Source organism: Stenotrophomonas sp. YJH_SMC_43 (genome assembly GCF_059372535.1).
Map to the genome: position 1 here is coordinate 69,694 of NZ_JCAFVQ010000004.1, position 25,190 is coordinate 94,883.

General features: G+C 66.9%; 25 protein-coding genes, 1 tRNA gene, 1 pseudogene and 1 riboswitch. Of the genes and pseudogenes, 12 read left to right on the plus strand and 15 right to left on the minus strand.

The genetic code is table 11. From position 1 onward, the window contains the following. Nucleotides 1-40: 40 nt before the first annotated feature. The 3 genes and pseudogenes from AC5QAH_RS17335 (at nt 41) to AC5QAH_RS17345 (ending at nt 1,774) form a co-directional block, all read left to right on the plus strand. Nucleotides 41-447 (plus strand): annotated as a pseudogene (locus AC5QAH_RS17335) (hypothetical protein). After that, nucleotides 447-851, plus strand: coding sequence for a hypothetical protein (locus AC5QAH_RS17340; RefSeq protein ID WP_239682761.1), 405 nt, complete (start codon nt 447-449; stop codon nt 849-851). The pseudogene AC5QAH_RS17335 and the gene AC5QAH_RS17340 overlap by 1 nt, the downstream one beginning before the upstream one ends. 137 nt (nt 852-988) lie before the next feature. Next, complete coding sequence (locus AC5QAH_RS17345) at nt 989-1,774, plus strand: hypothetical protein (protein WP_152906415.1); 786 nt, start codon at nt 989-991, stop codon at nt 1,772-1,774. Between the two features lie 111 nt (nt 1,775-1,885). Here the strand turns inward: AC5QAH_RS17345 and AC5QAH_RS17350 are convergent. The 4 genes from AC5QAH_RS17350 to birA form a co-directional block, all read right to left on the minus strand. Beyond that, nucleotides 1,886-1,961: transfer RNA gene (locus AC5QAH_RS17350), tRNA-Thr, on the minus strand. A 40-nt stretch (nt 1,962-2,001) separates the two neighbouring features. After that, nucleotides 2,002-2,850 carry an SPOR domain-containing protein gene (locus tag AC5QAH_RS17355; protein ID WP_049454340.1) on the minus strand — a complete coding sequence of 283 codons (849 nt, stop codon included), beginning with the start codon at nt 2,848-2,850 and terminating at the stop codon, nt 2,002-2,004. A 9-nt stretch (nt 2,851-2,859) separates the two neighbouring features. Further along, entirely contained in the window at nt 2,860-3,591 is a 732-nt protein-coding gene (locus AC5QAH_RS17360; RefSeq protein ID WP_495232466.1) for a type III pantothenate kinase, read from the minus strand. Then, nucleotides 3,588-4,556 carry a bifunctional biotin--[acetyl-CoA-carboxylase] ligase/biotin operon repressor BirA gene (gene birA / locus AC5QAH_RS17365; RefSeq protein ID WP_049454336.1) on the minus strand — a complete coding sequence of 323 codons (969 nt, stop codon included), beginning with the start codon at nt 4,554-4,556 and terminating at the stop codon, nt 3,588-3,590. Before birA ends, AC5QAH_RS17360 begins: the two co-directional genes overlap by 4 nt. 143 nt (nt 4,557-4,699) lie before the next feature. Between birA and AC5QAH_RS17370 the strand changes: the two genes are divergently transcribed. Continuing rightward, a complete protein-coding gene (locus tag AC5QAH_RS17370; protein ID WP_010486993.1) occupies nt 4,700-4,978 on the plus strand; it encodes a hypothetical protein in 279 nt (92 codons plus the stop codon). Further along, nucleotides 4,945-5,733 (plus strand): M90 family metallopeptidase, encoded by a 789-nt coding sequence (locus tag AC5QAH_RS17375; protein ID WP_029380115.1) that lies wholly within the window; start codon nt 4,945-4,947, stop codon nt 5,731-5,733. Before AC5QAH_RS17370 ends, AC5QAH_RS17375 begins: the two co-directional genes overlap by 34 nt. An 84-nt stretch (nt 5,734-5,817) precedes the next feature. Here the strand turns inward: AC5QAH_RS17375 and AC5QAH_RS17380 are convergent, their stop codons facing one another. From AC5QAH_RS17380 to dusA, 4 genes are all read right to left on the minus strand, one after another. Further along, complete coding sequence (locus AC5QAH_RS17380; RefSeq protein WP_010486997.1) at nt 5,818-7,242, minus strand: ATP-binding protein; 1,425 nt, start codon at nt 7,240-7,242, stop codon at nt 5,818-5,820. Nucleotides 7,243-7,267: 25 nt separating this feature from the next. Then, complete coding sequence (locus AC5QAH_RS17385) at nt 7,268-7,951, minus strand: response regulator transcription factor (protein ID WP_004136763.1); 684 nt, start codon at nt 7,949-7,951, stop codon at nt 7,268-7,270. Between the two features lie 73 nt (nt 7,952-8,024). Continuing rightward, a complete protein-coding gene (locus AC5QAH_RS17390; protein WP_010487000.1) occupies nt 8,025-8,399 on the minus strand; it encodes a hypothetical protein in 375 nt (124 codons plus the stop codon). A 212-nt stretch (nt 8,400-8,611) separates the two neighbouring features. After that, nucleotides 8,612-9,643 carry a tRNA dihydrouridine(20/20a) synthase DusA gene (gene dusA / locus AC5QAH_RS17395; RefSeq protein WP_262088580.1) on the minus strand — a complete coding sequence of 344 codons (1,032 nt, stop codon included), beginning with the start codon at nt 9,641-9,643 and terminating at the stop codon, nt 8,612-8,614. A gap of 247 nt (nt 9,644-9,890) precedes the next feature. Here dusA and AC5QAH_RS17400 point away from each other — a divergent pair, with 247 nt between their 5' ends. Together AC5QAH_RS17400 and AC5QAH_RS17405 are read left to right on the plus strand one after the other, a co-directional pair. Continuing rightward, a complete protein-coding gene (locus AC5QAH_RS17400; RefSeq protein ID WP_495232467.1) occupies nt 9,891-10,181 on the plus strand; it encodes a type II toxin-antitoxin system RelE/ParE family toxin in 291 nt (96 codons plus the stop codon). A gap of 38 nt (nt 10,182-10,219) precedes the next feature. Continuing rightward, nucleotides 10,220-10,528 (plus strand): addiction module antidote protein, encoded by a 309-nt coding sequence (locus AC5QAH_RS17405; RefSeq protein ID WP_004136660.1) that lies wholly within the window; start codon nt 10,220-10,222, stop codon nt 10,526-10,528. Nucleotides 10,529-10,584: 56 nt separating this feature from the next. On the opposite strand, the gene AC5QAH_RS17410 is transcribed toward AC5QAH_RS17405, so the two are convergent. Beyond that, a complete protein-coding gene (locus AC5QAH_RS17410; protein WP_241874413.1) occupies nt 10,585-12,039 on the minus strand; it encodes a SulP family inorganic anion transporter in 1,455 nt (484 codons plus the stop codon). Between the two features lie 209 nt (nt 12,040-12,248). Between AC5QAH_RS17410 and AC5QAH_RS17415 the strand changes: the two genes are divergently transcribed. Together AC5QAH_RS17415 and AC5QAH_RS17420 are read left to right on the plus strand one after the other, a co-directional pair. Continuing rightward, nucleotides 12,249-13,229, plus strand: coding sequence for a cation diffusion facilitator family transporter (locus AC5QAH_RS17415; protein WP_495232468.1), 981 nt, complete (start codon nt 12,249-12,251; stop codon nt 13,227-13,229). 111 nt (nt 13,230-13,340) lie between these two features. After that, complete coding sequence (locus AC5QAH_RS17420; protein WP_005411948.1) at nt 13,341-13,766, plus strand: organic hydroperoxide resistance protein; 426 nt, start codon at nt 13,341-13,343, stop codon at nt 13,764-13,766. A 232-nt stretch (nt 13,767-13,998) separates the two neighbouring features. Here AC5QAH_RS17420 and mmsB read toward each other — a convergent pair whose 3' ends face one another. The 5 genes from mmsB to AC5QAH_RS17445 are packed head-to-tail and all read right to left on the minus strand — an operon-like array spanning nt 13,999 to nt 19,538. Continuing rightward, a complete protein-coding gene (gene mmsB, locus AC5QAH_RS17425; protein ID WP_019337792.1) occupies nt 13,999-14,889 on the minus strand; it encodes a 3-hydroxyisobutyrate dehydrogenase in 891 nt (296 codons plus the stop codon). Then, entirely contained in the window at nt 14,886-16,061 is a 1,176-nt protein-coding gene (locus tag AC5QAH_RS17430; RefSeq protein ID WP_071306314.1) for an enoyl-CoA hydratase/isomerase family protein, read from the minus strand. Before AC5QAH_RS17430 ends, mmsB begins: the two co-directional genes overlap by 4 nt. Beyond that, nucleotides 16,058-16,855 (minus strand): enoyl-CoA hydratase, encoded by a 798-nt coding sequence (locus AC5QAH_RS17435; protein ID WP_241877825.1) that lies wholly within the window; start codon nt 16,853-16,855, stop codon nt 16,058-16,060. Before AC5QAH_RS17435 ends, AC5QAH_RS17430 begins: the two co-directional genes overlap by 4 nt. Then, the gene (locus tag AC5QAH_RS17440; RefSeq protein WP_019337790.1) at nt 16,852-18,018 is read right to left on the minus strand and encodes an acyl-CoA dehydrogenase family protein; all 1,167 of its coding nucleotides are present in this window, start codon (nt 18,016-18,018) and stop codon (nt 16,852-16,854) included. Before AC5QAH_RS17440 ends, AC5QAH_RS17435 begins: the two co-directional genes overlap by 4 nt. A gap of 14 nt (nt 18,019-18,032) precedes the next feature. Continuing rightward, a complete protein-coding gene (locus AC5QAH_RS17445; RefSeq protein ID WP_010487017.1) occupies nt 18,033-19,538 on the minus strand; it encodes a CoA-acylating methylmalonate-semialdehyde dehydrogenase in 1,506 nt (501 codons plus the stop codon). Nucleotides 19,539-19,652: 114 nt separating this feature from the next. Here AC5QAH_RS17445 and AC5QAH_RS17450 point away from each other — a divergent pair, with 114 nt between their 5' ends. Next, nucleotides 19,653-21,020 carry a helix-turn-helix domain-containing protein gene (locus AC5QAH_RS17450; protein ID WP_010487019.1) on the plus strand — a complete coding sequence of 456 codons (1,368 nt, stop codon included), beginning with the start codon at nt 19,653-19,655 and terminating at the stop codon, nt 21,018-21,020. 352 nt (nt 21,021-21,372) lie between these two features. On the opposite strand, the gene AC5QAH_RS17455 is transcribed toward AC5QAH_RS17450, so the two are convergent. Beyond that, entirely contained in the window at nt 21,373-23,220 is a 1,848-nt protein-coding gene (locus AC5QAH_RS17455; RefSeq protein WP_495232469.1) for an RpoH suppressor, read from the minus strand. Between the two features lie 154 nt (nt 23,221-23,374). Next, nucleotides 23,375-23,589: riboswitch (cobalamin riboswitch) on the plus strand. Between the two features lie 161 nt (nt 23,590-23,750). On the opposite strand from AC5QAH_RS17455, the gene AC5QAH_RS17460 reads away from it, so the two are divergent. Both AC5QAH_RS17460 and pncA read left to right on the plus strand, forming a co-directional pair. After that, nucleotides 23,751-24,437, plus strand: a complete 687-nt coding sequence (locus tag AC5QAH_RS17460) for an epoxyqueuosine reductase QueH (RefSeq protein ID WP_010487022.1) — start codon at nt 23,751-23,753, stop codon at nt 24,435-24,437. Between the two features lie 56 nt (nt 24,438-24,493). Continuing rightward, nucleotides 24,494-25,120 (plus strand): bifunctional nicotinamidase/pyrazinamidase, encoded by a 627-nt coding sequence (gene pncA / locus AC5QAH_RS17465; RefSeq protein WP_049454322.1) that lies wholly within the window; start codon nt 24,494-24,496, stop codon nt 25,118-25,120. The last annotated feature ends 70 nt before the right edge of the window (nt 25,121-25,190 follow it).

Here is a 25,190-nt window from a genome sequence, read left to right on the forward strand (position 1 = left end):
CTCTTCGGGTGGCACCTCTGTTCCCGACGAGGATGCCCGCATACCCAAGGCCCATCACCCGTACCTGACCGCGACCCTGGGCGAGGCTGCCCTGCGCCTGCCGCCCGAACTGGCGCAGCCATTGGAGGCCGCTTTCGCTGCCGCCAACGAGGCCCCTGCGCCGATCAACCTGCCCGGCTGCCTGCAGCGCATCCAGGCCGGTGACGGCGCCGATGGACAACCATGGCAGGGGCCGGCAGGCACACCTGGCGACGCCGTGGCCGCCGCACGTAGGGATCGCGCTGCGGTTGGCCTGGTGTCGCTGCTGGAGCTGTATCACGCCGCTGAGCGTGTGCGCGTAGACGGGGAAGAGAAAGACGATATCGGCGATGGCACGCGCGAAGGGCTGATGCTGGCCTGCCGGGGCTGGCGGAGTATGTGGCGTTGCAGGTGGGTAGGGTTCAATAATGCAGAACATTGAGATCCCCGTTGCACAGGTTCAAAACGTCACTGCCGTGGCTATCGAATCGAGCAGGCCCGCTTCTGGAATGAGCACACCTTATCCAAACCTGAAACCTGTTCTCGTTGAGCTGCGGCTGGACGAAGTGGATTCGCGTGGCCGCGCTGTTGCCGAGATGATCGCGTCCACCGCACGCCCCATGGCGCGTTCCATGAGTCCTGAACTCATGTGGTATAGCTTCGTCTTGAATGACAGAGCCATCACCCGAATCCATCCCGGCACGCGGACAATCTGCACGATCTCATTCATCAACTACGACGGTGCGAAGGAGGCGTTCCCCTGTGGCACATTGGCCGCCTTCGGAGACGGATCGTCGACAAGAGGGTTGATCCGCATCATCCGGTTTGATTGAACCTGTTCGCGCCAGACTACCGGGAGTTCGAAGGACGGGATTGCGTCAACCACCCGCCGCCGCACGTATGCATGGAGATGTAGTAAACAACGGGAGATGTGGCTGCACCTTGAGCACCCGCACCTTTGGGAGAAGCGATGAAAGGAGTCGTACTCGCCGCATTCACCGCCTCCATCCTGGCAGGCTGCGCCACAACAATTGGATTGCCACAAGCCATCCCTCCGGATGGCTACACCGAGCTGGTGTCCACGCCTCTCGGTCCATTCCGCTACTTCCGGTCCCTGTCCATTGTTCCAGGGCGCAGAAGCTTGCCTCCCCTGGAATCGATTCAGTGCACGCACACTCAGCACGAGATCGTGCTCATGATGACTGCGGGATCACAGGTTGACGTTGCAGATACCTGCAAGCGCATTGATGCAGCAGCGAAATTCTCCGAATCATGGATAGAAGCAAAGGCGAACAGATACCGGATCCTTCTCGCGCCAACGAATACCGCGGCGACGATACAGTCGCGTACTTTGGGATCGTTTTCGGGCGGGAAGACATTGGCACTTGCGGCTTCGATACATGACGATCGTGGACGGACGGTTGCGAACCTTGTCGATCTGGTCGCACACGAGACATTTCATGCGCTAGGTCATGCCACAAGACACCCTCAGGCGCTTGATGAACGCATCGCCTACTACGCCGGCATCTGCGCACAGCTTCAGGTAAATGGCGTTGTTCGAGAAGATTCGCTGCCTGGAGCCGCCATCGGCACAGACGACGATGCAGTGCAGCTGTCTTCACAAGCGGCCTATCGCGTTCGTCTCGAGACCTATCCCCTTCTCGCTGATGGCAGCATTCAACTCAAGGAGCAATCCGGCGAACGTCTGCTCCAACGTTGTAGTCAACTCAAAAGCAGTCTCGCGACATCACGTTGAACGCGCCTGCAGGCTGCCGTTCTGTCCAGAACAGCAGCGCACAAAAAAACCCGCCATTGCAGCGGGTTGATTGTTCTCCATGGACATGCGCGAATGCCACGAGATCGAAGATGGTGCCGCTTATCCGAATCGAACGGATGACCTACTGTTTACAAGACAGTTGCTCTACCAACTGAGCTAAAGCGGCTTGGGTGGTTCACCCGCGGCAGCGCCGCGGTCCGATGATTCTAGCGCAACCTTGCGCATTCCAGCGACCGGCTCTGTGCCGCGCCGCTGCGCTGCTGGGCCTGGGCCGGCTGCGTACCCGCGGCCAGCTGCCCTTCCAGCCACCATTGGCCGGCGTCGCCGCTGGCCACCAGGCGCGGCTGGAAGCCGGCGGCCTGCACGGCGGCCATGCGTCGCTCGGCGCCTTCGCGGTTGCGGTACTGGCCCAGCGCCACGGCGTTGATGTCCTCGCCCTGGCTGATGATGTAGTAGTCGCTCAGGCCGGCGGCGACGATGCGCTTCACCGTGGCCTGGGCTTCTTCGCGGTTGGCGGCGGCCGGCAGCATCACCCGGAAACGGGCGCTGCCACTGGCAGCGGGCTGTTCGCGCAGGCGTACCTGACTCATGACGCTGCCGGCCTTGCCCTGTGCACTGGTCGCGGCCGCGCGGTCGGCGAACGGGCCCAACGCCACGCAGCGCGCCGGTTCGGCAGCCACGGGCCGGGTTGCGGGTTTTTCCGGTGCCGGTACGGGTGCAGGCGGTGTTACGGGCTTGGCAGCGGCAGCAACCGGCGTAGCCTCAGCCACCTGCGGCTTGGCAATCTCCGGCCTGGCCGGGGCGGCGGGCGCCGGCGTGGGAGCCACAGCCGTCTTCTCGGCCGGTTCGCGATCCATCAGCGGCGCAGCAGGTGCGGCAGCAGTGGCATCGGCGGCCTCAGCCGCATCAACACCACCCGGCACCCAGCGCAACTCGGCCACGCCAGCCGGTTGCGGCACAGGCGCGGGCTTCTGCGGCGCATCGCGCAGCAGCCACCAGCAGGCGACGCCAAGATTGAGGATGGCCAGTACAACGATCAGGGCACGGGTCAGCATGCGCGGATACTAGCCTGCGGGCTGGTGCACCGCCCAGCGGGCGAGGCCATCCAGCACCAGCGAGAGGTGGTAATCGGCGCCGGGCAGCAATGGCATCAGCGCCGGTGCGCCGCCACCATGCACCAGCAGCGAGGGCGCAACACCCAGCAGTGCATGCGCCTGCTGTGCGCTGCGTTCGATCAGTGCCACCGCCGCACCATCGCAACCGGAAGCCAGCGCATCGGCGGTGTCGTTGGCGAACTCGCTGTAGTCACCACCGGTAGCCGGCAGCTGTACGGCACGGGCGTGCAGTGCTTCGCGCATGGTGGTGGGCGATGCGGAAATGCGGCCACCGTGGTGCTGGCCATTGGCGTCGAGCAGATCAATCGTCAGTGCGGTGCCCACACCGACCACCAGCACGGGGCGCTGCGCCTTGGCCGCGGCCAGCAGGGCCAGGAAGCGGTCGACGCCGAACTTCTCCGGCTTGGCATAGGCAATGCGCACACCGGCGCATTCGGCGCTGGTGCGCACCACGTGCACGTGCTCGAAGCGACGCTGCAGCTGGTCCAGCATGGCGCTGGTCAGCGATGGTGCGGCCACGCTGGCCACGAACGCGGTGCGGCCGCTGGGCAGACTGTGCGGCGGCTGCCCGGCCATGCCTTCGGCGCCATGCGCCCAGGCCTGCACGTCGCCGGCACGGTCACCCTGCAACGGCGCGAACTTGAAGCGCGAGTTGCCGAGGTCGAACAACCAATCGCTCATGCCGCCCTCACGCTGACTTCGCCGGCGTGCAGCAGGCGCTCCTGGCCATCGATGCGCACGCGCAGTGCGCCGTCATCGGCCAGGCCGAGCGCGGTGCCATGCTGCCACTGCCCTTCCAGTTCCACCCGTACTTCGCGGCCGGCCAGCATGTCGAACGCGGCGTAGCGCGGCAGGAACGGAGCGAGACCTTCGCGATCGAACTCTTCCAGCGCCGGCAGCAGGCGCGTCAACACGGCCGCAACGACCCCATTGCGGTCCACCGGCTTGCCAGCCAGCGTGTCCAGATCCACCCACGGCTGGGTGATCTGCTCGGCGAACGACGGCGGCATGTGCGTGTTGATGCCGATGCCGATCACCGCGCGCGCCGGGCCGGCGTATTCGCCACCGCCTTCTGCGAGCAGGCCGACCAGCTTGCGCTTGCCATCAACGATCAGGTCATTCGGCCACTTCAGCTGCGCCTGGGTGTAGCCCAGGTCGTGCAGCGCTTCGGCCACGGCGATGCCGGCCACCAGGCTCAGCCCGGCCAGGCGGCCGAGGCCGCCGGAGAACAGGCGCAGCACCGACAGGTAGATATGCGCGGCCAGCGGCGACGCCCACGTACGGCCGCGACGGCCGCGGCCGCCGGTCTGGCGTTCGGCCAGCAGGACGCTCACCCCGCGCAGGGGCGCGCTGCAACGCAGCAATTCTGCGTTGGTGGAGTCCACTGTCCAGGCCACCTGCAGGTCGTGCAGCAGGGCCTGGACGTCGGCGGGCAGGCCGGCGCGGATCGCCGCCGGGTCCAGCAGGTCGACCGGGCGGGTCAGGCCATAGCCCTCGCCAGCGCGGCCCTCGATGTCCACACCGGCGGCCCTAAGTCCTTGAATACGCTTCCAAATGGCCGCCCGGGTCTGACCCAGCTCACGGGCCAGGGCGTCGCCGGACAGGCGACCGGCAGCGAGTTTGGCCAGCAATTGGCGATCGTCCACGGCAGCTTCCACGAAGTCAGAAAGGAATTATGCGGGAAAGCCGCCAGCGACGCCCGCCACCGGTGGGCCGCAGGGGCTTCCAACCGGGTGCCGGGTTCGGGCTAGAATCGGGAACTCACCCTCCCTTAACGTGGATGTCGTCAATGCGCCGTTATGCCCATTGCCTGATCCTGCTGACGATGCCCTTCGCGGCGTCTGCGACAGCAGCGCTGGACGACAGCCGTGGGGCATGCGTGTCCTCCAATGGCGATGCCGCCTCGCAGCGCGCGCCCACCGCCAGCGCATCGGCTGCCAGCACCAAGGCGGCACCGGTACGCCCGGCTGCCAGCACCACCACCGGCGGCGGTGGCAGCGACGACGACATGCTGCCGCGCATCCGCGCGCCGAAGTGGCACAGCTACCTGCCGGGAATGTTCCGCTGATCAAGTCGTTGCTGCAGTGGCTGCGGCCTGCACCGCGGCCGATTGACGATGCACTTTGGGAAGACGCCTGCCAACGCGCGGCGTGGCTGCACGGCCTGGATGACGGGCGTCGTGGGCGACTGCGCCTGCTGGCCACGCGCTTCCTGCACGAGAAGACCATCACCCCGATCGGCGATCTGCAGCTGCAGGCCGGCGATGGCGTGCTGCTGGCCGCGCTGTGCTGCCTGCCGCTGCTGGAGTTCGGCGAAGTGGGACTGGAAGGCTGGTCGCAGCTGATCGTCTACCCCGACGCGTTCCGCGTGCACCGCAGCCACATGGATGCGGCCGGCGTACTGCACGAGTGGGATGACGAACTGATCGGCGAATCGTGGGACAGCGGTCCGTTGATCCTGTCCTGGGCCGATGTGCAGGCCGACCTGTCGGCGCCGCACGAGGGCTACTGCGTGGCGGTGCACGAGATGGTGCACAAGCTGGATGCGCTGGATGGCGCGATGGACGGCACGCCGCCGCTGCCGCGGCAATGGCAGCGCGAGTGGGCGGCTACGTTCCAGCAGGCTTACGATGCTTTCTGTGCGCAGGTGGACGCGGGCGTGGAAACGCTGATCGATCCGTACGCGGCCGAAGCGCCGGAAGAGTTCTTCGCGGTAGCGAGCGAGTATCACTTCTCGGCGCCGGATCTGCTGCAGCAGGCATTGCCGGAGGTGGCCGCGCAGCTGCGGCGGTTCTATGGCGAGCCGCCGACGATGGTCGGCTGATTCACTACCGCAGCTTATGTAGAGCCGAGCCATGCTCGGCTGCATTTTGCGGAGCAGTCGAGCATGGCTCGACTCTCCACAAGGCTACGGCCCCGGCGGCAGGCGCACTTCGAAACGAGCGCCGCCCAGTTCCTCGGAGCGGCCCACAGTCAGTTCGCCGCGGTAATCCTTGATCAGGTCCTGCACGATCGACAGGCCGATGCCGTGGCCCTGCACGCGCTCGTCGCCACGCACGCCACGCTGCAGCACCTTGCCGATGTCGTCCGGGGCAATACCCGGGCCATCGTCGTCCACCGCCAACAGCAGGCCGGCGCGACGCGCGTTCGGTGCCGGCAGCGGCTGCGCGGTCAGCAACACGCGGCGGTTGGCCCACTTGAAGGCGTTTTCCAGCAGGTTGCCGAGCAGTTCCTGCAGGTCGCCCGGTTCGCCGTGGAAGCGCGCGGCCGGGTCGATGTCGAATTCGCACAGCACGCCCTTGGAGGCATAGACCTTTTCCAGGCCACGCACGATCTCCTCGGCGTTGGATTCAATCGGCAGCGGCGCGGAGAACAGCTTGTGGCCCGACGACGCAGCACGTGCCAGCTGGTACGAGACCAGGTTGTTCATGCGCTGCAGCTGCACGTCCAGCTCCTCGCGCAGGGCGCCGTCCCCGGCGCCGCTGTCCATCTGCGTGCGCAGCACGGCGATGGGCGTCTTCAGGCTGTGCGCCAGGTCGGCCAGGGTGTTGCGCTGGCGCTCCAGGTTCTCGCGCTCGCTTTCAATGAAGGCGTTGATGCTGTCGGTCAGCGGTTCCAGCTCACGTGGGTGGCGCTCGCTCATGCGCTCGGTCTCGCCGCGCTGCACCTTGGTCAGCTCGGTGATCACGCGGCGCAGTGGGCGCAGGCTCCACTGCAGGATAACGGTCTGCAGCAGCAGCAGGATCAGGCCGATGCCGCCCAGGTAGAACCAGACCCGGCTGCGGAACACGCGCAGCTGCGCACCCAGCGCGCGCGAGTCTTCCATCACGTAGATGGTGTACGGAAACTCGGTGGCAGGGTCGGCGTCGGCGTCCCACACCAGGCCCAGGCCATAGCGGTACACCGAGCCCTGGCTGCCGTCGATCTGGATCATCGGCAGTGGGCCTTCGAACACTTCCTGGCGCGGCGCGAGCAGGCCACCGCCCGCGGTGGGCAGCATCGGACCTTCGGCGGACATCGAATTGCCCTTGCCGTGCGGCATCACCACCTGCAGGTACAGGCCACTGCCCGGCACGTCGAAGCGCGAATCCGGCGGCTGCTCGCGGATGTACAGCGAGCGGTCGCGGGTGAAGTCGATGCCGGCCGCGTAGGCGGTGGCGTAGTTCTTCAGGCGCTCACGCAGGTTCGCCTTCGCCGTATCGGCGAAGGCGGCGTCGAGCGCGTAACCGGCCAGCGCCAGGAACGCGACCAGGCCCACGGACGCGGCGAACATCTGGCGCGCCTGCAGGGAGCGCGGCCGCCAGCGTCGGAAGAACCACAGACGGCCGGACATCGTGCTATCGCCAGGGTGAGCCGGCTCAGCCCTCGTTGCGCGGGATCGCGAAACGGTAACCGCGGCCGCGCACGGTCTCGATCGGCTTCAGTTCGCCATCCGGGTCCAGCTTCTTGCGCAGGCGGCCGATGAAGACCTCCAGCACGTTCGAGTCGCGGTCGAAGTCCTGCTGGTAGATGTGCTCGGTGAGGTCGGCCTTGGAGACCAGTTCACCGGCGTGCATCATCAGGTACTCCAGCACCTTGTACTCGTAGCTGGTGAGGTCGACATTGCTGCCGGCCACGCTGACGGTCTGCGCAGCCAGGTCCAGGGCAACCGGGCCGCATTCCAGCGTCGGCTTGCTCCAGCCAGCGGCGCGGCGCAGCAGCGCGTTGACGCGGGCCAGCAGCTCTTCGACGTGGAACGGCTTGACCAGGTAGTCGTCGGCGCCCTGCTTCAGGCCCTCGACCTTGTCCTGCCAGCTCGAACGCGCGGTCAGGATGAGCACCGGGAATTTCTTGCCTTCGTCACGCAGGGCCTTGATCAGCTCCATGCCCGACATCTTGGGCAGGCCAAGGTCGATGATGCCGACATCGAACGGAACTTCGCGCCCCATGTAGAGGCCTTCCTCGCCGTCCTGCGCAGCATCGACGGCAAAGCCTTCGCGCTTGAGCCGGGCTGCCAGGGTCTCACGCAGCGGGGCTTCGTCTTCGACCAGAAGGATACGCATGAACTCTCCCTAGTGTCCTGGGTGTGGCCCGGAGGCCTGTGGGGTACGGGTTGATAGCGACAACTATCCCTGTTCAGGGGTTATCGCCGCGTAGTGATGACATATCCGACCGCGGCGTGCGCGGCTGTGAACGCGACGGGGCGGGGTCGTCCATGTAGCGGACCCGGCCCCGATCGTCCATGTACTTCACCCGGTTGATATCACGACCATCGAACGGCACGCGCTCGGCGCCGAGGATGTGGCCGCCGGTGGTGCGCTGCACGCGGCGCACGGCATCGGACAGCGACCGCTCGTCGCCACGGTTGCCACGCTCGCCCCGCTCCATCATCTCCGCCCGCGCCTGCTCGCCACGCGGCGGCTGTTGCGCCAGCGCCGAAGACAGCGGCACAGCCGACAGCACCACGCAGGTGGCCAGGGCAATGCGGCGATGGAAGGGAGCGGAAGACATCGATGCGATCCTAGCCGAGCACGGCGATTCGTTCAAAAGTCGTAAATCCGGCGCCGGGTTCGAAACCCAGCGTTTTACAAATCTTTTGCAAATTCTTGGTTTACAGCGGTGAATCCGGTCTGAACTTTTCCGGCCCTGCGCCCGCGTTGTTCAGCTAAGTGAACATTCGGGACGAATCGACGTCCCTTGTCAAGCCAGGAATGTGACTGCGGTCACGCTGCGGCCCGATCAGCTTCGCGTTCGGTGACCGCCAGGGCCTGTTCGATCAGGCTCCAGCCGGCGCCCGGGCGATGTGCGCCCTCGCTCAGCACCTGGCGGAATGCGCGACCACCGGGCTGGCCGTGGAACAGGCCGAGCAGGTGGCGAGTAATGTGCTTCAGCGCCAGGCCTTCGCCCAGCCGCGCCTCGATGTAGGGGCGTATCGCGCGCAGCAGGTCACCACGGGCCTGCAGCGGGGCGCCGGTGTGCAGCGCCTCCAGCTGATGCAGCAGGTAGGGGTCGTGGTAGGCCGCGCGGCCCAGCATCACGCCATCGACGTGCGCGGCCTGCGCCTGTACCGCCTCGATGCTGGCCAGGCCACCGTTGATCACCACCGGCAGTGCCGGGCGCTCCAGCTTCAGGCGGTAGGCCCAGTCGTACTTCAGCGGCGGAACCTCGCGGTTCTCCTTCGGCGACAGGCCCTTCAGCCACGCGTTGCGCGCATGCACCACCACCATCGCCGCACCGGCGGCAACCTGGCGGTCGACGAAGCTGGCAAACACGTCGTAGTCGTTGTCCTCATCCACGCCCAGGCGGCACTTCACCGTCACCGGGATGTCGACCGCATCGACCATGGCCGCCACACACTCGGCCACCAGCACCGGCTCGCGCATCAGGCAGGCACCAAAACGCCCGGCCTGCACGCGGTCGGACGGGCAACCGCAGTTGAGGTTGACCTCGTCATAGCCCCACTCGGCAGCGATGCGTACGGCCTGCGCCAGCAGGGCCGGATCACTGCCACCCAGCTGCAGCGCCAGCGGCTGTTCGCTGCGATCGAAGCCGAGCAGGCGCTCGCGATCGCCGTGGATGACCGCGTTGGCGTGCACCATTTCCGTGTACAGGCGCGCACCCGGCGCCAGCACGCGATGGAACACGCGGCAATGGCGGTCCGTCCAGTCCATCATCGGGGCAACGGACAGGCGCAGGGAATCGGCGTAACGGGCGGTGGCGGACGTCATCGGGGCGTTGATCGTGGAGACTGGCATTGCCAGTGAGATCAATAGTTTACACCGCCCAGCTGAATGCGCCCGGTCAGTCGCGCGGCAAGCGCCGGCTGGGCCCGCTTCCGGCTGGCGGCCGGGGTGGGCTGGGCGGTGGCAGCGGACGCTTCCTGCCCTCGGGGAGCTTGGGGTTTGCGTTCTCCATGGATACGACCAGCGGGTCCAGCGCAGTACGCCACGCATTGACGCAGATGCCAATTGAACGGTGTATCCTTTTGGATACGATTTGTGGATGGCGACCCTCCAGGCAACAGAGACGTTCACGCGCTGGCTGTGCGGGCTCAATGACAGCGGCGCCCGAGCAGTGATCGTGGAACGCCTGCAGCGGGTCTCCCGCAGTCTCGAGGGAGATGTTCGATCAGTGGGTCATGGCGTGAGCGAACTGCGAATCAACCATGGGCCGGGATATCGCGTGTATTTCACACGTCGCGGAAGATCCATCGTCGTACTCCTGCACGGTGGCGACAAGTCGAGCCAGCGTCGCGATATCGAAAAAGCGGTCAGGCTCGCGGATCTGCTGTAGCCACCATTTGATTCCATGCCGTTGCCAGGACTCTCCCCATGAGCAAGCTGAAGACGATTCCCTTCGATCCCGCAGACTATCTGGATGATGACGTCGCAATCGCCACCTATCTGAGCGAGGCCTTGGCAGCAGGTGATGCGGGCCACTTCCAGGAGGCGCTCGGAACTGTTGCGCGCGCCCGCGGCATGGGCGGCGTTGCCGAGGTCTCTGGTCTTGGACGCGAGAGCCTGTACAAGGCGCTGCGTCCCGGAGCACACCCACGCTTCGATACCGTGCAGCGGGTACTGTCAGCGCTCGGGGTGCATCTCATCGTGCAAGCCGACAAGCAACCCGCTGGCACCGCCTGATCGCTGCCGCTGCGCCCGCCGGGCATGGCCCGGCGCTACCAGCATGCCCTACGCGATCAATGCCCCCCGCGCGCGCCCCCGACCTGCTCGATCAGCGTCTGGCTGGCCGCATTGAGCCCCACCACCGTCACCTCCGCACCGTGCGCGGCCAGCTTTTCCTGCGCCCGCTCCAGCGCGGCCACAGCAGTCAGATCCCACAGGTGGGCATCGCGCAGGTCAATCTGCACCTTCGGCGCCACGTACTGGTAATCAAACGCCGCGCCCAGCTGGCCGGCTGAAGCAAAGAACACCTGCCCACGCACCCGGTAGACCTGCGTATCACCAGCATCGTCGCGCTGCACATCCAACATGCGGCCCACCTTGCGCGCAAAGAACAGCGCCGACAGCAGCACGCCACTGAGCACGCCCTTGGCCAGATCGTGGGTAGCCACGGTGACCACCACGGTCAGCAGCATCACCGCAGACGAGCTGCGCGGATGCGTGCGCAGGTCGCGCAGCGAGCGCCAGCTGAAGGTGCCGATGCTGACCATGATCATCACCGCCACCAGCGCAGCCATCGGGATCTGCCCCACCAGGTCGCCGCCGTACACCACCAATGCCAGCAGCAGCACGCCCGCCACCAGGCAGGACAGGCGGCCACGGCCACCGGAGGTCACGTTGATGATCGACTGGCCGATCATCGCGCAGCCAGCCATGCCGCCGAGGAAGCCGGTGACCGTGTTCGCCACGCCCTGGCCGACGCATTCGCGGTTGCGTTCGCTAGGCGTCTCGGTGATGTCCTCGACAATCTGCAGGGTCATCATCGATTCGAGCAGGCCGACCACGGCCAGCGTGGCCGACACCGGCAACAGGATGCGCAGCGTTTCCCAGGTGAGCGGCACATCGGGAATGAGGAAGTGTGGAAGGCTGTCTGGCAGCTGGCCCATGTCGCCGACGCTGCGCACGTCGATGCCGAAGCCGATCACCACGGCGGTGAGCACCACGATCGCGACCAGCGGCGAGGGTACGGCGCGGGTGATACGCGGCAGCAGGTAGATGATCGCCAGCGCGGCGGCGCACAGCACGTAGACCGTAGGGCCGCGGCCAATCAGTTCCGGCATCTGCGCGAGGAAGATCAGGATCGCCAGCGCGTTGACGAAGCCGGTGATGACCGAGCGCGAGACGAAGCGCATCAGCGAGCCGAGCTTGAACACGCCGGCCAGCACCTGCAGCAACCCGGCCAGGATGCTGGCGGCGAACAGGTACTGCAGGCCGTGATCCTTGACCAGGTCGACCATCACCAGCGCCATTGCACCGGTAGCGGCGGAAATCATGCCGGGGCGGCCACCCGCGATGGCGGTGATGACGGCAATCGAGAACGCGGCATACAGGCCGACCTTGGGGTCGACGCCGGCGATGAGCGAGAAGGCGATGGCCTCGGGAATCAGGGCCAGGGCGACGACGATGCCGGACAGCAGGTCGCCACGGAGGTTGCCGAGCCATTGCTGGCGCAGGGGATAGGACGTTTGCATGGGAAAACTCCGCGCGCATGGGCATGGGGCCACGTGGCGCTGCAGTGGAAAGACACGGGTTCCTGAGCCGGGCGGGCCGGCTGCCGATGGGCAGCAAGGGTCAGGGTGGCGTGATCACTGCAGGCGGGCGTCGGTGCGTCGGGAGGGGCGCAGTCTACGGGAAGCGGCCGCACGAAGGTAGCGCGACCGGCCGCGAAAGGCCGCGGGGCATGGCGCCGCTCTACAATCGGGGCATGGCTACTGATCGCCCGCAGTTCTTCGACCCCGCCACCGAACAAGGCGTGCTGCGCCTGTCGATCGCCGCCTCGCTGCTGCTGGCCGCCGCCGCAGTGGTGTTCGGCCTGCTGGCCAATTCCTCGCTGATCATCTTCGACGGCATCTACGGCCTGATCGACGTGGTGATGACCTGGCTGTCGCTGCTGGTGGCACGGCTGATCGCGCTGTCCACCCAGACCGACGCGCTGCAATCGCGGCTCAACCAGCGCTTCACCATGGGCTTCTGGCACCTGGAGCCGATCGTGCTGGGGGTCAGCGGCACGCTGATGATCGGTGCGGCACTGTATGCCTTGGTCAATGCGGTGGATGCACTGATGTCCGGGGGCCGCCACATTGCGCTTGGCCCGGCCATCGCCTTCGCCGGGCTGTCGATCGTGGGCGAAGGCGCGTTGGCGTGGTTCATCCTGCGCGCCAACCGCCGCATCGGCTCGGAGTTCATCGCGCTGGATGCAAAGAACTGGGTGATCGCAGCCAGCATGTCGGCCTGCTATCTGCTGGCCTTCCTCGGCGGTGTGCTGGTGCAGGGCACCTCGCTGGCCTGGGTCGGCCCATACATCGACCCCGCCATCCTCGCCTTCGTCTGCGTGCTGGTGATGATCGCCCCGCTCGGTACCGTGCGCCGCGCGCTGGCCGGCATCCTGCTGGTCACCCCGCCGGAGCTGCAGGCGCACGTGGATGCGGCGGCGCGCGACATCGTCGCCAAGCATGGCTTCGTCGAGCACCGCAGCTATGTGGCGCAGGTGGGGCGTGGCGAGCAGATCGAGCTGTTCTTCGTGGTGCGCGAGGACGACCCGCCGCGGCCGCTGGTGGAATGGGACCAGCTGCGTGATGAGATCGGCGATGCGCTGGGCGAGGCTTCGCCGGACCGCTGGCTGACCATCATGTTCACCACCGATCGCGAATGGACGATCTAGGCCCACAGGACGATCAATCAAGTTTTTCGTACGCATTGCAACCCAACGTACGCGAAAACCGGGCAAAGTAGGCTCCAACGCAACACCCACCCACTGACCAGGAGCATCCCGATGTCCATCGAAAAGGTTCTGTACACCGCCCAGGCCACCTCCACCGGCGGCCGTGAAGGTCGTTCCGTCTCTTCCGACAACGTGCTGGACATCCAGCTGTCGACCCCGCGCGAGCTGGGCGGCGCGGGTGGCCCGGGTACCAACCCGGAGCAGCTGTTCGCGGCCGGTTACTCCGCCTGCTTCCTGGGCGCACTGAAGTTCGTGGCCGGCCAGGCCAAGGTCGCGCTGCCGGCCGACACCACCGTGACCGGCAAGGTCGGCATCGGCCAGATCCCGACCGGCTTCGGCATCGAGGCCGAGCTGACCATCAACGTGCCGGGCGTGCCGCGCGAGCAGGTGGAAGAGCTGGTGCAGAAGGCGCACATCGTGTGCCCGTACTCGAATGCCACCCGCGGCAACATCGACGTGACGCTGGTCGTCGCCTGATGCGGTGCTGCCGGCCAGCGGCCGGCAGCACCAACGTGAAAGGCAAAAAAAATGGGCGGATGCCGGTCGAAACCGGGCATCCGCCCATCCCACCTCGGGTGGGCCCCGGCACGCGGCCGGGGACGCATTCGCTACGGCGCGCATCCATCCTTCTGGAGGAGAGCCCCCTTGTTGTTCAAGGGGGTGCGCCAACGGCGCGGGGATAAGGTGGAATGCGCGGACCAGCGACCGGTTACCGGTCGCTGGTGATGAGCTGCACGACGCTGGAGAAATCCAGCTTGCCGCGGCCGGCCTGGTGGTTCATCGAGTACAGGTTGCGGGCCACTTCGCCCAGCGGGATCGAGGCGCCGACACTCATCGCCGCTTCCACCGCCAGGCCCATGTCCTTCAGCATCAGGTCGCTGCCGAAGCCGCCGCTGTAACCGCGCGAGGCCGGCGCATTCTCCAGCACGCCCGGCCACGGGTTGCACACTTCGGTGGCCCAGCTGCGGCCGGTGCTGACTGCCATCATCTGCGACAGCACCTTCGGGTCCAGCCCGTGCGCCACGCCCAGGGCGATGGCTTCACCGGTCACCGCCATGATCACGCCCAGCGCCATGTTGTTGCACAGCTTGGCCACCTGGCCGGCACCGCTGGCGCCCACGTGGAAGATGTTCTTGCCCATCGCCTGCAGCACCGGACGGGCGCGTTCCAGCGCGTCCTCTTCGCCACCGACGATGAAGGTCAGGGTGCCGGCCTGGGCACCGGCGGTACCGCCGGACACCGGTGCGTCGAGCATCTGCAGGCCACGCGCGGCGGCGGCTTCAGAAACCTTGCGGGCGCTGGCCGGTGCGATCGTGCTGCAGTCGATGACCAGTGCACCGGCGGGAATCGCGGCGAGGATGCCGTCGTCGCCCAGGTACACGCCTTCGACGTGGCGGCTGGCCGGCAGCATCGAGATCACCACCTCAGCATCGGCCAGGGTGTCGCGCGCCGATGCCGCCGCGCTGGCGCCGGCATCGACGGCGGCCTGCACCGCGGCCGGGACCAGATCGAACACGCGCACGGTGTGGCCGTTCTTGACCAGATTGGCGGCCATCGGGCCACCCATGTTGCCCAACCCGATGAATGCAATGCGGCTCATGCAAGGCTCCTTTCAACAAGGGGAGTGCCCAGGTCGGCCAGCGGATGCGCGGCATCGGCCCAGGGGGAAGCGAAGAAGGTGTCGGCCCACGCGCCGCTGGCCTCGGCCAGCGTGGCCGGGTTCCACTGCGGGTTGCGGTCCTTGTCGATCAGCAGCGCGCGGATGCCTTCGGCGAAATCGCCGTGGGCGGCGCAGTGCAGCGCGGTGATGTACTCCAGACGATAGACACTGGCCAGATCCTGGCCAGCGCTGCGGCGCTGCAGTTCAAAGGCCAGCCGCGCCGAACCCGGCGCACCAGCAGCGAGGGTCTTCTGTGCCGCCTGCAGCCACGCATCGTCGGTCTGCAGCATGCTGATGCGGTTGATGATCGCGGGCAGGTCATCGCCCTCGCACAGCACATCGACCTGCGCAGCATGGGCCAGCAGCGGGCCGGTGGCGGCGTCACTGGCGTGCGACTGCAGCAGATGGGTCAGGCGTTCGTGATTGTGTGCGGCATCGCCCGACCAGGCCACCTGCAGCAGCGCATCGAACACCGCGCTGCGGCGTTCTTCGGCAACGTGCACGTCAGCCAGGCCGGCGTAGATGGCATCGCCCGGGTTCAGCAGCGCGCCGGTCAGGGCCAGGAACAGGCCGCCCTTGCCCGGCACGCGCGGCAGCAGCCAGCTGCCGCCCACATCTGGGAACAGGCCGACGGTGATTTCCGGGAAGGCCAGCTTGGAGCGCTCGCTGACCACGCGGTGGCTGGCGCCGGACATCAGGCCGATGCCGCCGCCCATCACGATGCCGTGGCCCCAGCACAGGATCGGCTTGGCGTAGGTATGGATGAGGTAATCAACGCGGTATTCGACGTCGAAGAACTCAGCGGCGTAGTCATTTTCGCGGATGTCGCCGTGGCCGGCGTTGCGGAAGGCGACCATGGCCTTGTACAGGCTGTGCAGGTCGCCGCCGGCGCAGAACGCCTTCTCACCGGCACCCTGCAGCACCACCATGGCGATGCCATCGTCATCGGCCCAGGCATTCAGCTGCTTCAGCAACAGGTGCGCCATCGGCAGCGAGAAACCATTGAGCGTGCGCGGCGCGTTGAGCGTGGCGATGCCGATGCGGGTGCCGTTGCCGGCCACGCGCTCTTCGAACAGCACCGGTGCGTCGTCGGCAGCGGTGTCGGTGCTCATGCGTTCTTCCACTGCGCGGTGCGCTTTTCCAGGAAGGCAGTCACGCCCTCGACCTGGTCGGCGGTATCGAACAGATCGACGAAGGCTTCGCGCTCGGCCACCAGCGCCGAGGCGTGGGTGCCGGTGCGGGTGGACTGCACCAGGGTCTTGCAGGCGGTGATGCTGGTCGGGCTCTGCTTGCCGGCCTTCTTCGCCCATTCCAGCGCCAGTGCCTTGGCTTCGCCCTTGCCAACCTTTTCTTCGGCAAGGCCGATGCGCAGTGCGGTCTCGGCAGTGATGCGCTCACCCAGCAGGATCATGCGCTTGGCCCAGCCCTCGCCCACCAGGCGCGGCAGGTTCTGGGTGCCGCCGGCGCACGGCAGCAGGCCGACGGTGGCCTCCGGCAGCGCGACCTGGGCATGGTCTTCGATGATGCGCAGGTCGCAGGCCAGCGCACATTCCAGGCCACCGCCCATGGCGTAGCCGTTGATCGCGGCGATCGACACGCCACGGAACCCGGACAGCGCTTCGAAGGCTTCGCCGAAGCGGCGCGCGGCCTCGCGTGCGGCGGCCTTGTCGCCTGAAGCGAACTGGTTGAGGTCGGCACCGGCGGAGAAGAACTTCTCGCCGTCACCGGTGATCACCAGTGCGTAGACGTCACGGTCTGCGTTGAGCGCGCCGACCAGGTCGCGCAGCGCAGACAGGCTGTGCACGGTCCAGGTGTGCGCCGGCGGGTTGTTCAGGGTGACCACGGCGGTGTGGCCGTCGGCCTCGACCTTCAGGCCCACGTGCTCCTGGGTACGCCAATCCTTCATCGCAGTTCCTCTTCGGTGTTGAGCAGGTGACGGGCAACGATCACCCGCATGATCTCGTTGGTGCCTTCCAGGATCTGGTGCACGCGGCAGTCACGCAGCAGGCGCTCGATCGGGTATTCGCGGATGTAGCCGTAGCCACCGTGGATCTGCAGTGCTTCATTGCAGACGTTGAAACCCGCATCGGTGGCAAAACGCTTGGCCATCGCGCACCAGACATTGGCATCGCTGGCACCGGCATCGAGCTTGCGCGCGGCGGTGTGCACCATCTGCCGCGCGGCCACCAGCTGCGTGACCATGTCGGCCAGCTTGAACTGCAGTGCCTGGAACTCGGCCAGCGCCTTGCCGAACTGGCGGCGCTCGCCCATGTAGCGGCGCGCGGCATCCAATGCGCCCTGCGCAGCACCCAGCGAGCAGGCGGCGATGTTGATGCGGCCACCATCCAGCCCCTTCATCGCCAGCTTGAAGCCACCGCCTTCCTCTCCCAGAAGGTGGCTGACCGGCACGCGGACGTTTTCGAAGGTGATGCCACGGGTGGGCTGGCTGTTCCAGCCCATCTTCTCTTCCTTGCGGCCGAAGCTGATGCCCGGCAGGTCCGACGGCACGGCAATGGCGCTGACGCCACCTGCACCGGCACCGCCGGTACGCGCCATCACCACCAGCAGTTCGGTGGCACCGGCGCCGGAGATGAAGGCCTTGGCGCCGTTCAGCACGTAGAAGTCGCCATCGCGCACGGCGGTGGTCTTCAGCGAGGCCGCATCGGAACCGGCGCCCGGCTCGGTCAGGCAGTACGAGGCCAGCTTGTTGCCCGAAGACAGGTTGGTGCCCCACGCATCGCGGAGTGCCGGCTGGCCCCACGTGGACACCATCCACGAGGCCATGTTGTGGATGCTGATGTAGGCCGCGGTCGACGGATCGACGTTGGCGAGCTCCTCGATGACGACGGCGGCGTCCAGTCGGCTCAGGCCGCTGCCGCCCACTTCCGGGTCCATGTACAGACCGCAGAAGCCCAGTTCACCGGCCTTGGCGATCGCCTCGCGCGGAAAGATGCCCTCCGCATCCCATCGCGCGGCGTGTGGCGCCAGTTCGGCCTGTGCGAAGTCGCGCGCAGCCTCGCGGTACGCCTGCTGCGCTTCTTCCAGTTCCGTCGTCATCGAGTGGCTCATGGCTGCTCCTGCCGTTACTTCAGGCTGATCGTGGTGTTGACGCCGTGGCTCAGCGTTTCGTCATCGAACCAGCGCGCGGTGACCGTCTTGGTCTGGGTGTAGAACAGCACCACCTGCTTGCCGTACGGGCCCAGGTCGCCCAGCTTGGACGCGCGCGAACCGGTGAACGAGAACAACGGCACCGGCACCGGGATCGGCACGTTGATGCCGACCTGGCCGACGTCGATGTCTTCCTGGAACTTGCGCGCGGCGGCGCCGGACTGGGTGAACAGTGCGGTGCCGTTGCCGTTGGGGTTGCTGTTGACCATCGCGATGGCGTCTTCCAGCGTTTCCGCTTCGAGGATGACCAGCACCGGCCCGAAGATTTCTTCCTGGTAGATGCGCATGTCGGGGGTGACACCGGCAAAGATGGTCGGGCCGACGAAGTTGCCCTTCTCGAAGCCATCCACCTGCGGCTTGCGGCCATCGAGCACCAGCTTGGCGCCCTGCTCCACGCCCGAGGCGATCAGGCCTTCCACGCGCTCGCGGGCGCTGCAGGAAATGACCGGGCCGACATCGGTGCCGGCCACCGTGCCGCCGCTGACCTTCAGGGTCTTGGCCTTGGTCACCAGATCCTGCACCCAGTTGCGTGCTTCACCGACCAGCACCAGGGTGGAGGCGGCCATGCAGCGCTGGCCAGCGGCGCCGAAGGCAGCACCGACCATCGCATTGAGGGTCTGTTCCTTGTTGGCGTCCGGCAGCACCACAGCGTGGTTCTTGGCGCCCATCATGCACTGCACGCGCTTGCCGGCCAGCGAGGCGCGGTTGTAGACGTGGGTGCCGACGCGGGTGGAACCCACGAACGAAACAGCCTTGATGTCCGGGTGGTCGCAGATCGCGTTGACCACTTCCTCGCCACCGTGGACGACGTTCAGCACACCCTTCGGAATGCCGGCTTCCAGCGCCAGTTCGACCAGGCGCATGGTGACCATCGGGTCCTGCTCGGACGGCTTGAGAATGAAGGTGTTGCCGGTGGCGATGGCCATCGGGAACATCCACAGCGGGATCATCGCCGGGAAGTTGAACGGGGTGATGCCGGCGCACACGCCCAGCGGCTGCATGATCGTGTAGGTATCCACGCCATTGGCCACGTTGTTGGCCAGCTCGCCCAGCTGCAGGTTGCCGATGGCGGCGGCGTGCTCGACCACTTCCAGGCCGCGGAACACATCGCCTTCGGCGTCCGGCAGGGTCTTGCCCTGTTCGGCGGTGAGGATGTGGGCCAGCTCGCTCATGTGCTCGCGGATCAGCTGCTGGTACTTCAGGAAGATGCGTGCACGGGTGCCGATCGGGGTCTTGCGCCAGGTCTTGAAGGCTTCCTTGGCGGCGGCGACGGCGGCGTCCACTTCGCCGGTGGTGGCGAACGGCACCTTGGCCAGCACGTCCTGGGTGGCCGGATTGATCACGTCCTGCCAGTGGGAGGTGGCCGATTCGATGAACTGGCCATCGATCAGCATGCGGATACGGGGCGCTGCAACAGTCATGATGACAATCCCACGGGCTCGAAAGATGCTTGGCATTATTCACAGCACCCACCTCGATTTCCGGGCTGAATCCGCTTAATCTGGCCAACACGCCAGACGATTCATGTTAATTCTGTGAATTATTCAGCCACCCAGCGACAACTTGGCCTGCGCCTGCTGCGGCTGCGCGAGCAGCGTGGTTACAGCCAGGCCGACCTGGCACGTGCGCTGGGGCTGTCGGCCAGCTACCTGAACCAGATCGAGCGTAACAAGCGCCCGTTGACGCCGGCGGTGCAGAAGAAGCTGGGTGAGGTGTTGGGCGACGTTTCCTCGCTGTTCGACGAAGATGAGCCCGCCGCACTGCAGGAGGCACTGGGCGAGACCCTGCGCGACCTGGGCCTGGCGGAGGTGAGCGCGACCGAGCTGCGCGCCTTGGCCGGCAACCTGCCGCAGGTCAGCCGCGCCCTGCTGGACCTGCATCGGCGCCACCTGGCGCTGCGCGAACATGCCGCCGCCCTGGAATTCCAGCTGGGCGAGCCGGGTGCCGGCAGCACCCTGCCCGCCGGTGACCAGGTGCGCGAGTTCTTCAACCGCATGCACAACCACATCCCCGAGCTGGACGAACTGGCCGAGCGCCTGTTCGCCGAGTGGGGGCTGTCGCCCGGGCATGTGGCACCACGCCTGCGCCAGCTGCTGGCCGACCGCCATGGCGTGCTGGTGGAAGTGGCGGCGCTGCAGGCCGGGCGCGAGAAGCGCCAGTTCGATGCCGGTGCACGGCGGCTGTGGCTGCCCGATTACCTGGAACCGGGCCAGCAGGCGTTCCAGATGGCCGCCGAACTGGCCCTGCACGGCTACCTGCCGCAGATCGATGCGGTGGTGGCGCGTGCCGGCTTCACCGATGAGGCACGCATCGCGCAGGCGCGCATCGGCCTGTCGAACTATTTCGCCGGCGCGCTGGTCATGCCGTACATGCGCTTCCTGCGTGCGGCCGAGGCCAGCAGCTACGACATCGAACTGCTGGCGCATCAGTTCGGCGTCGGCTTCGAGGCGGTGTGCCATCGGCTGAGCACACTGGCACGGCGCAGTGCGCCGGGGCTGCCGTTCTTCTTCATCCGCGTGGACCGTGCGGGCAATGTGTCCAAGCGCCATTCGGCCACCGATTTCCATTTCTCGCAGGTGGGTGGGTCGTGCCCGCTGTGGATCGTCTACGAGGCGTTCAACCAGCCCGGGCGCATCCTGACCCAGACCGCGCGCATGCCCGACGGGCGCCGCCATTTCTGGCTGGCACGGCAGGTCAGCAGCGGGCCGGTGGGGCATGGCCAGCCGCGCAAGACCTTCGCGGTGGCGCTGGGCTGCGACCTGCAGCATGCCGAGCGGCTGGTGTATTCGCTGGGGCTGGATGTGCAGAGCCCGGGCAATTCGGTGTCGATTGGCCCGGGCTGCCGGGTGTGCCCGCGCGAGGACTGCATGCAGCGCGCGTTCGCGCAATTGCCGGGGCGGTAGGGTTGGTTCGGCAGGGCTGCGCCCTGCACCTGCCGAAGCCGAAGCCGAAGCAACAGCAACAGCAAAAGCTGGCATTCCGTGGGATGGCGGGGCGGTGTCGGATTGCGGGGACGCCGTGAACCCGTCCCTGGGGGCTTGGCCGCGGCATCCATGCCGCGGACACCCCGCAATCCGACACCACCCCGCCTTCGACGGTTTCCTTCCATCTGTCGGAACGACGTATTGCTCTGGTAGGTGTCGACCTTGGTCGACACGCTTGATCCACGCCATGCGTGGATGTTCTTCGATGAACGTTCGAAATATTCGATTTCGATGGGGTTCCATCCACGCAAGGCGTGGATCTACTACCGGGTCAGTAGATCGGCGTCACCTTCATCTGCGGCAACGGGCGCGGTGCGCCGTCGGTGAGGTCGGGGCCGAGGTCCTCCCAGCTGCGACCCTGTTCGACCATCAACCCCCACAGCTGCTGCGAGGCCAGCCGCTTGTCTTCCGAACCCAGCTTGTATGACGGTGGCGTCGGCTGGCCAGTGGCAACCATCGCGTACGCCGCGCGGTAGGCCAGCACCTGCTGCGCCGGGTCATCGGTGCGCGCCACTTCCAGCGTGTAGCGCTGGTAGGCCGAGGCCAGGTTGCGCCAGCGGATCCAGTAGTGGTTCTCGAACGAGAATGAGCAGAAGCGCGCGCCCGCCAGGCTGCCCTTGTCGGCGATGCGGGTCAGCACCTCCTGCGGCATGTCCAGGTTCATGCCGCCTTCGTCGCCCTGCAGGCTGACGTGCACGATGCGGTCGCGGTAACCCGGCGCGCGCGCCTGCAGCAGATCGCGCCAGTTCTGCATGGTCGCCACCACCGCGAACAGGAAACGCCCCAGTTCCGCGGCCGCCAGCGGCGTGGCGATCGACTGATAGGTCCGCTGCCAGCCATGACGGTTTTCCGTGGGCAGGAACACCGCGTGTTCCAGCGACTGGCGGCCGCTGCTGCCATGGCTCACGTCTTCGGCGTGCTGCGGGTAGACCAGGTTGATGGCGAAGGTCGGCCAGCGCGGCAAGGCGGCATCGAACAGATGGATCGGGAAGTTGCTGCTGATGCCGCCATCGGAGAACCAGCAGATGCGGAAGGCGGTGATCACCGGGCCACAGGTCTGCCCGGCACTGGTCAGCCCTTCCATGCTGTCGGCCACGTTGTGCTCCTGGTCGGCCGCAGGCGCAGTGGGTTCGCAGCGACGCTCGCGGCGCGAGGGCTCATGCAGCGGCACCGCGCTGATCAGCAACGGGAAGCTCAGGCTCATGCGCGTGGCCACCAGCACCGGCAGCTTCGGGCCCTGCGGCAGGTGGTAGTACCGTCGCCCCTCCACCTCCAACGGCGGGCTAGCTTGATCCACCAGCCACTGCACCACGCTGGCCGGGAACAGCTGCTCGAACTCCTCGCGCAGGAACCAGAACTGCGCGCCACCCAGCGGCAGCGTACGCGGCTCGTTGTGCGACACACAGGTGGTGATCATCTGCAGGCTGATCGCATGCGGGCTGTCCGGCTCGCCGGCATAGCGCGGCGCATCGTGCAGGTCGGCGAAGGTAAGCGGTGCATCCAGCGGCTTGCCGGACAACTGCTGCAGGCACTCGTGCAGCCACTCGGTCAACGCCGGCGTGCGTGCATCACGGCCGAGGCCGCTGCACAGGCCCAGCAGATTGCGACGCGCCACCCGCGCCACCCGCAGCGCGGCACCGGCCACGCCGGCACCGTAAGCGCACAGCAGCGACGGCAGCAGCGTGGCGGCCACGCCGCTCCAGCCACCACCCCACCAGCCCAGCCCGAGCAGCAACGCCAGCGACACCAGCACTTCCAGCGGTGCGATCTCGAACACGGCAATGGCCAGGCACAGCAGCTTACGCGGCAGGCTGGCATTGCCGGTCAGCGTCACCAGCAGCCGATAGGCCGCGTGCGCGCCACGCGCCGGCTGGAACAGGCTGTAGATGAAGCCGCGCCGCGACAGCTGCGCCGACACCGCCGACAACCCGCCATAGCCGGCATCGCCAGGCAGGTGCTCGCCAGCCTGCTGGCGGCGATCACCGCAGGCCGCCGCGGCCGCCACCGCCGCAGCAATAGCGCCGGCCGAGGTGCCGCCGATGCTCTTGAAGCGATACTCGCGCGCCAGCGCCAGTACCGCATTGGGGTACACGATGCCGCTGGTGATGCCGCCTTTCATGACCAGATCGCAGTACTTCGCCGCCACGAGCCACCTCCCGTCTGTCGATGCACAGTATGGCAAGAGGGGCTCTCACAGCCTGAGAAACGAGCCATCGCCCTGCGCTTTGATTGGCCCTTGACCATTGGCCTCGACGCGTCCACCGTGGGCACGCCGAAGGTATCCCGGCCGTGGCATTGATGGCGGCCGGGATTTAAACGGGAATCCGGTGAAGGCGCCTCGCGCGCCCATTCCGGAGCTGCCCCGCAGCGGTGAATGGAAACGAATCCTGCCAACAGCACTGGGCTCGCGCCTGGGAAGCGGCAGGTAGTAGGTGGGCTGCGACCCGTGTCCATCAGCCCGAATACCGGCCCCGGCCGGGGGACACGACCGTCCCCTGATTCGACCTGGAATCTCCGCGGGGAGGTTGCCGGGGCCGTCGTTGTCCTGCGCGTGCAGGCGATGCGGCCGCGCGCGTCCTTTTCACGGTATCCGGCCAGACCTGTTCACCCACGCGCTGATGCATGGGCCACCGCCGTTGCCGGCGGTCCATGCGGTACCTGACGATGACCGAGCTCCAACGTCCCACCCTGACCCTGCCCGCCGACGGCAAGCGCCTGCTGCTGCATTCATGCTGCGCGCCCTGCTCCGGCGAAGTGATGGAGGCGATCACCGCCTCCGGGATCGACTACGCGATCTTCTTCTACAACCCCAACATCCACCCGGTGAGGGAATACGAGCTGCGCAAGCAGGAGAACATCCGCTTCGCCGAGCAGCACGACATCCCGTTCATCGACTGCGACTACGACACCGACAACTGGTTCAGCCGTGCGCGCGGCATGGAGAACGAGCCCGAACGCGGCATCCGCTGCACGATGTGCTTCGACATGCGTTTCGAGCGCACTGCGCTGTACGCGCACGAACACGGCTATGACACCATCAGTTCTTCGCTGGGCATATCGCGCTGGAAGAACATGGCGCAGATCAACGACTGCGGCATCCGCGCCGCGTCGCGCTACGAGGGCCTGCAGTACTGGGACTACAACTGGCGCAAGGGCGGCGGTGCCAGCCGCATGATCGAGATCAGCAAGCGCGAGCAGTTCTACCAGCAGGAGTACTGCGGCTGCGTGTACTCGCTGCGCGATGCCAACCGCCATCGCCGCGAGAATGGCCGCGAGCGGATCAAGATCGGCCTGCTGTACTACGGGCAGGACGCTGGGACGCCGCAGGGCGATTGACCTGTGCCGCCTGGGCGGCCACGCTGGTCGCCCCTTCACGTTGTAGTGGACCTGCCATGACCGCCCTGCCCGCCGATGTCGCCCTGCTGGTGATCGACCTGCAGCCAGACTTCATGCCCGGCGGTACGCTGGCCTGCGACCAGGGCGATGCGCTGGTGGTACCGATTGCCGGTCTGCTGGCGCAGCGCCGCTACCGCACCGTGGTGGCGACACAGGACTGGCACCCGGCCGACCATGCCTCGTTCGCCAGCCAGCACCCCGGCCAACGCCCCTTCGAGACCATCCTGCTGCACGCGCAGCCGCAGACCCTGTGGCCGGACCACTGCGTGCAGGGCAGCGCCGGTGCCGCCCTGCACCCGGGCGTGGACTGGACCGTGGCCGACCTGATCCTGCGCAAGGGCACGCGCCAACAGGTGGATTCGTACAGCGCCTTCCGCGAGAACCACGGTCCCGATGGCGAGCGCCCGGCCACCGGCCTGGCCGGCTGGCTGCACGAGCGCCGCATCCGCGAAGTGCACGTGTGCGGCCTGGCCCGCGATTACTGCGTGCTGTGGAGCGCGCAGGACGCAGTGAAGTCCGGCTTCCGGGTGAAGTTCCTGTGGGAGCTGACCAAGCCGGTGACCGAAGCCAACGACGTGATGGTGCGCGAGGCGCTGGGCAAGGCGGGGATTGCGCTCGCCTGACGCGCGACCGCCGGGCATGGCCCGGCGCTACCGGATCGCGCCCATGGGTAGCGCCGGGCCATGCCCGGCG

Bases quoted from the DNA above. Each gene is read 5' to 3' on its own strand.
- AC5QAH_RS17340 (WP_239682761.1), top strand. From the start codon at position 447: ATGCAGAACATTGAGATCCCCGTTGCACAGGTTCAAAACGTCACTGCC.
- AC5QAH_RS17345 (WP_152906415.1), top strand. From the start codon at position 989: ATGAAAGGAGTCGTACTCGCCGCATTCACCGCCTCCATCCTGGCAGGC.
- AC5QAH_RS17355 (WP_049454340.1), bottom strand. From the start codon at position 2,850: ATGCTGACCCGTGCCCTGATCGTTGTACTGGCCATCCTCAATCTTGGC.
- AC5QAH_RS17360 (WP_495232466.1), bottom strand. From the start codon at position 3,591: ATGAGCGATTGGTTGTTCGACCTCGGCAACTCGCGCTTCAAGTTCGCG.
- AC5QAH_RS17370 (WP_010486993.1), top strand. From the start codon at position 4,700: ATGCGCCGTTATGCCCATTGCCTGATCCTGCTGACGATGCCCTTCGCG.
- AC5QAH_RS17380 (WP_010486997.1), bottom strand. From the start codon at position 7,242: ATGTCCGGCCGTCTGTGGTTCTTCCGACGCTGGCGGCCGCGCTCCCTG.
- AC5QAH_RS17385 (WP_004136763.1), bottom strand. From the start codon at position 7,951: ATGCGTATCCTTCTGGTCGAAGACGAAGCCCCGCTGCGTGAGACCCTG.
- AC5QAH_RS17390 (WP_010487000.1), bottom strand. From the start codon at position 8,399: ATGTCTTCCGCTCCCTTCCATCGCCGCATTGCCCTGGCCACCTGCGTG.
- dusA (WP_262088580.1), bottom strand. From the start codon at position 9,643: ATGCCAGTCTCCACGATCAACGCCCCGATGACGTCCGCCACCGCCCGT.
- AC5QAH_RS17400 (WP_495232467.1), top strand. From the start codon at position 9,891: ATGGCGACCCTCCAGGCAACAGAGACGTTCACGCGCTGGCTGTGCGGG.
- AC5QAH_RS17405 (WP_004136660.1), top strand. From the start codon at position 10,220: ATGAGCAAGCTGAAGACGATTCCCTTCGATCCCGCAGACTATCTGGAT.
- AC5QAH_RS17410 (WP_241874413.1), bottom strand. From the start codon at position 12,039: ATGCAAACGTCCTATCCCCTGCGCCAGCAATGGCTCGGCAACCTCCGT.
- AC5QAH_RS17415 (WP_495232468.1), top strand. From the start codon at position 12,249: ATGGCGCCGCTCTACAATCGGGGCATGGCTACTGATCGCCCGCAGTTC.
- AC5QAH_RS17420 (WP_005411948.1), top strand. From the start codon at position 13,341: ATGTCCATCGAAAAGGTTCTGTACACCGCCCAGGCCACCTCCACCGGC.
- mmsB (WP_019337792.1), bottom strand. From the start codon at position 14,889: ATGAGCCGCATTGCATTCATCGGGTTGGGCAACATGGGTGGCCCGATG.
- AC5QAH_RS17430 (WP_071306314.1), bottom strand. From the start codon at position 16,061: ATGAGCACCGACACCGCTGCCGACGACGCACCGGTGCTGTTCGAAGAG.
- AC5QAH_RS17435 (WP_241877825.1), bottom strand. From the start codon at position 16,855: ATGAAGGATTGGCGTACCCAGGAGCACGTGGGCCTGAAGGTCGAGGCC.
- AC5QAH_RS17440 (WP_019337790.1), bottom strand. From the start codon at position 18,018: ATGAGCCACTCGATGACGACGGAACTGGAAGAAGCGCAGCAGGCGTAC.
- AC5QAH_RS17445 (WP_010487017.1), bottom strand. From the start codon at position 19,538: ATGACTGTTGCAGCGCCCCGTATCCGCATGCTGATCGATGGCCAGTTC.
- AC5QAH_RS17455 (WP_495232469.1), bottom strand. From the start codon at position 23,220: ATGAAAGGCGGCATCACCAGCGGCATCGTGTACCCCAATGCGGTACTG.
- AC5QAH_RS17460 (WP_010487022.1), top strand. From the start codon at position 23,751: ATGCGGTACCTGACGATGACCGAGCTCCAACGTCCCACCCTGACCCTG.
- pncA (WP_049454322.1), top strand. From the start codon at position 24,494: ATGACCGCCCTGCCCGCCGATGTCGCCCTGCTGGTGATCGACCTGCAG.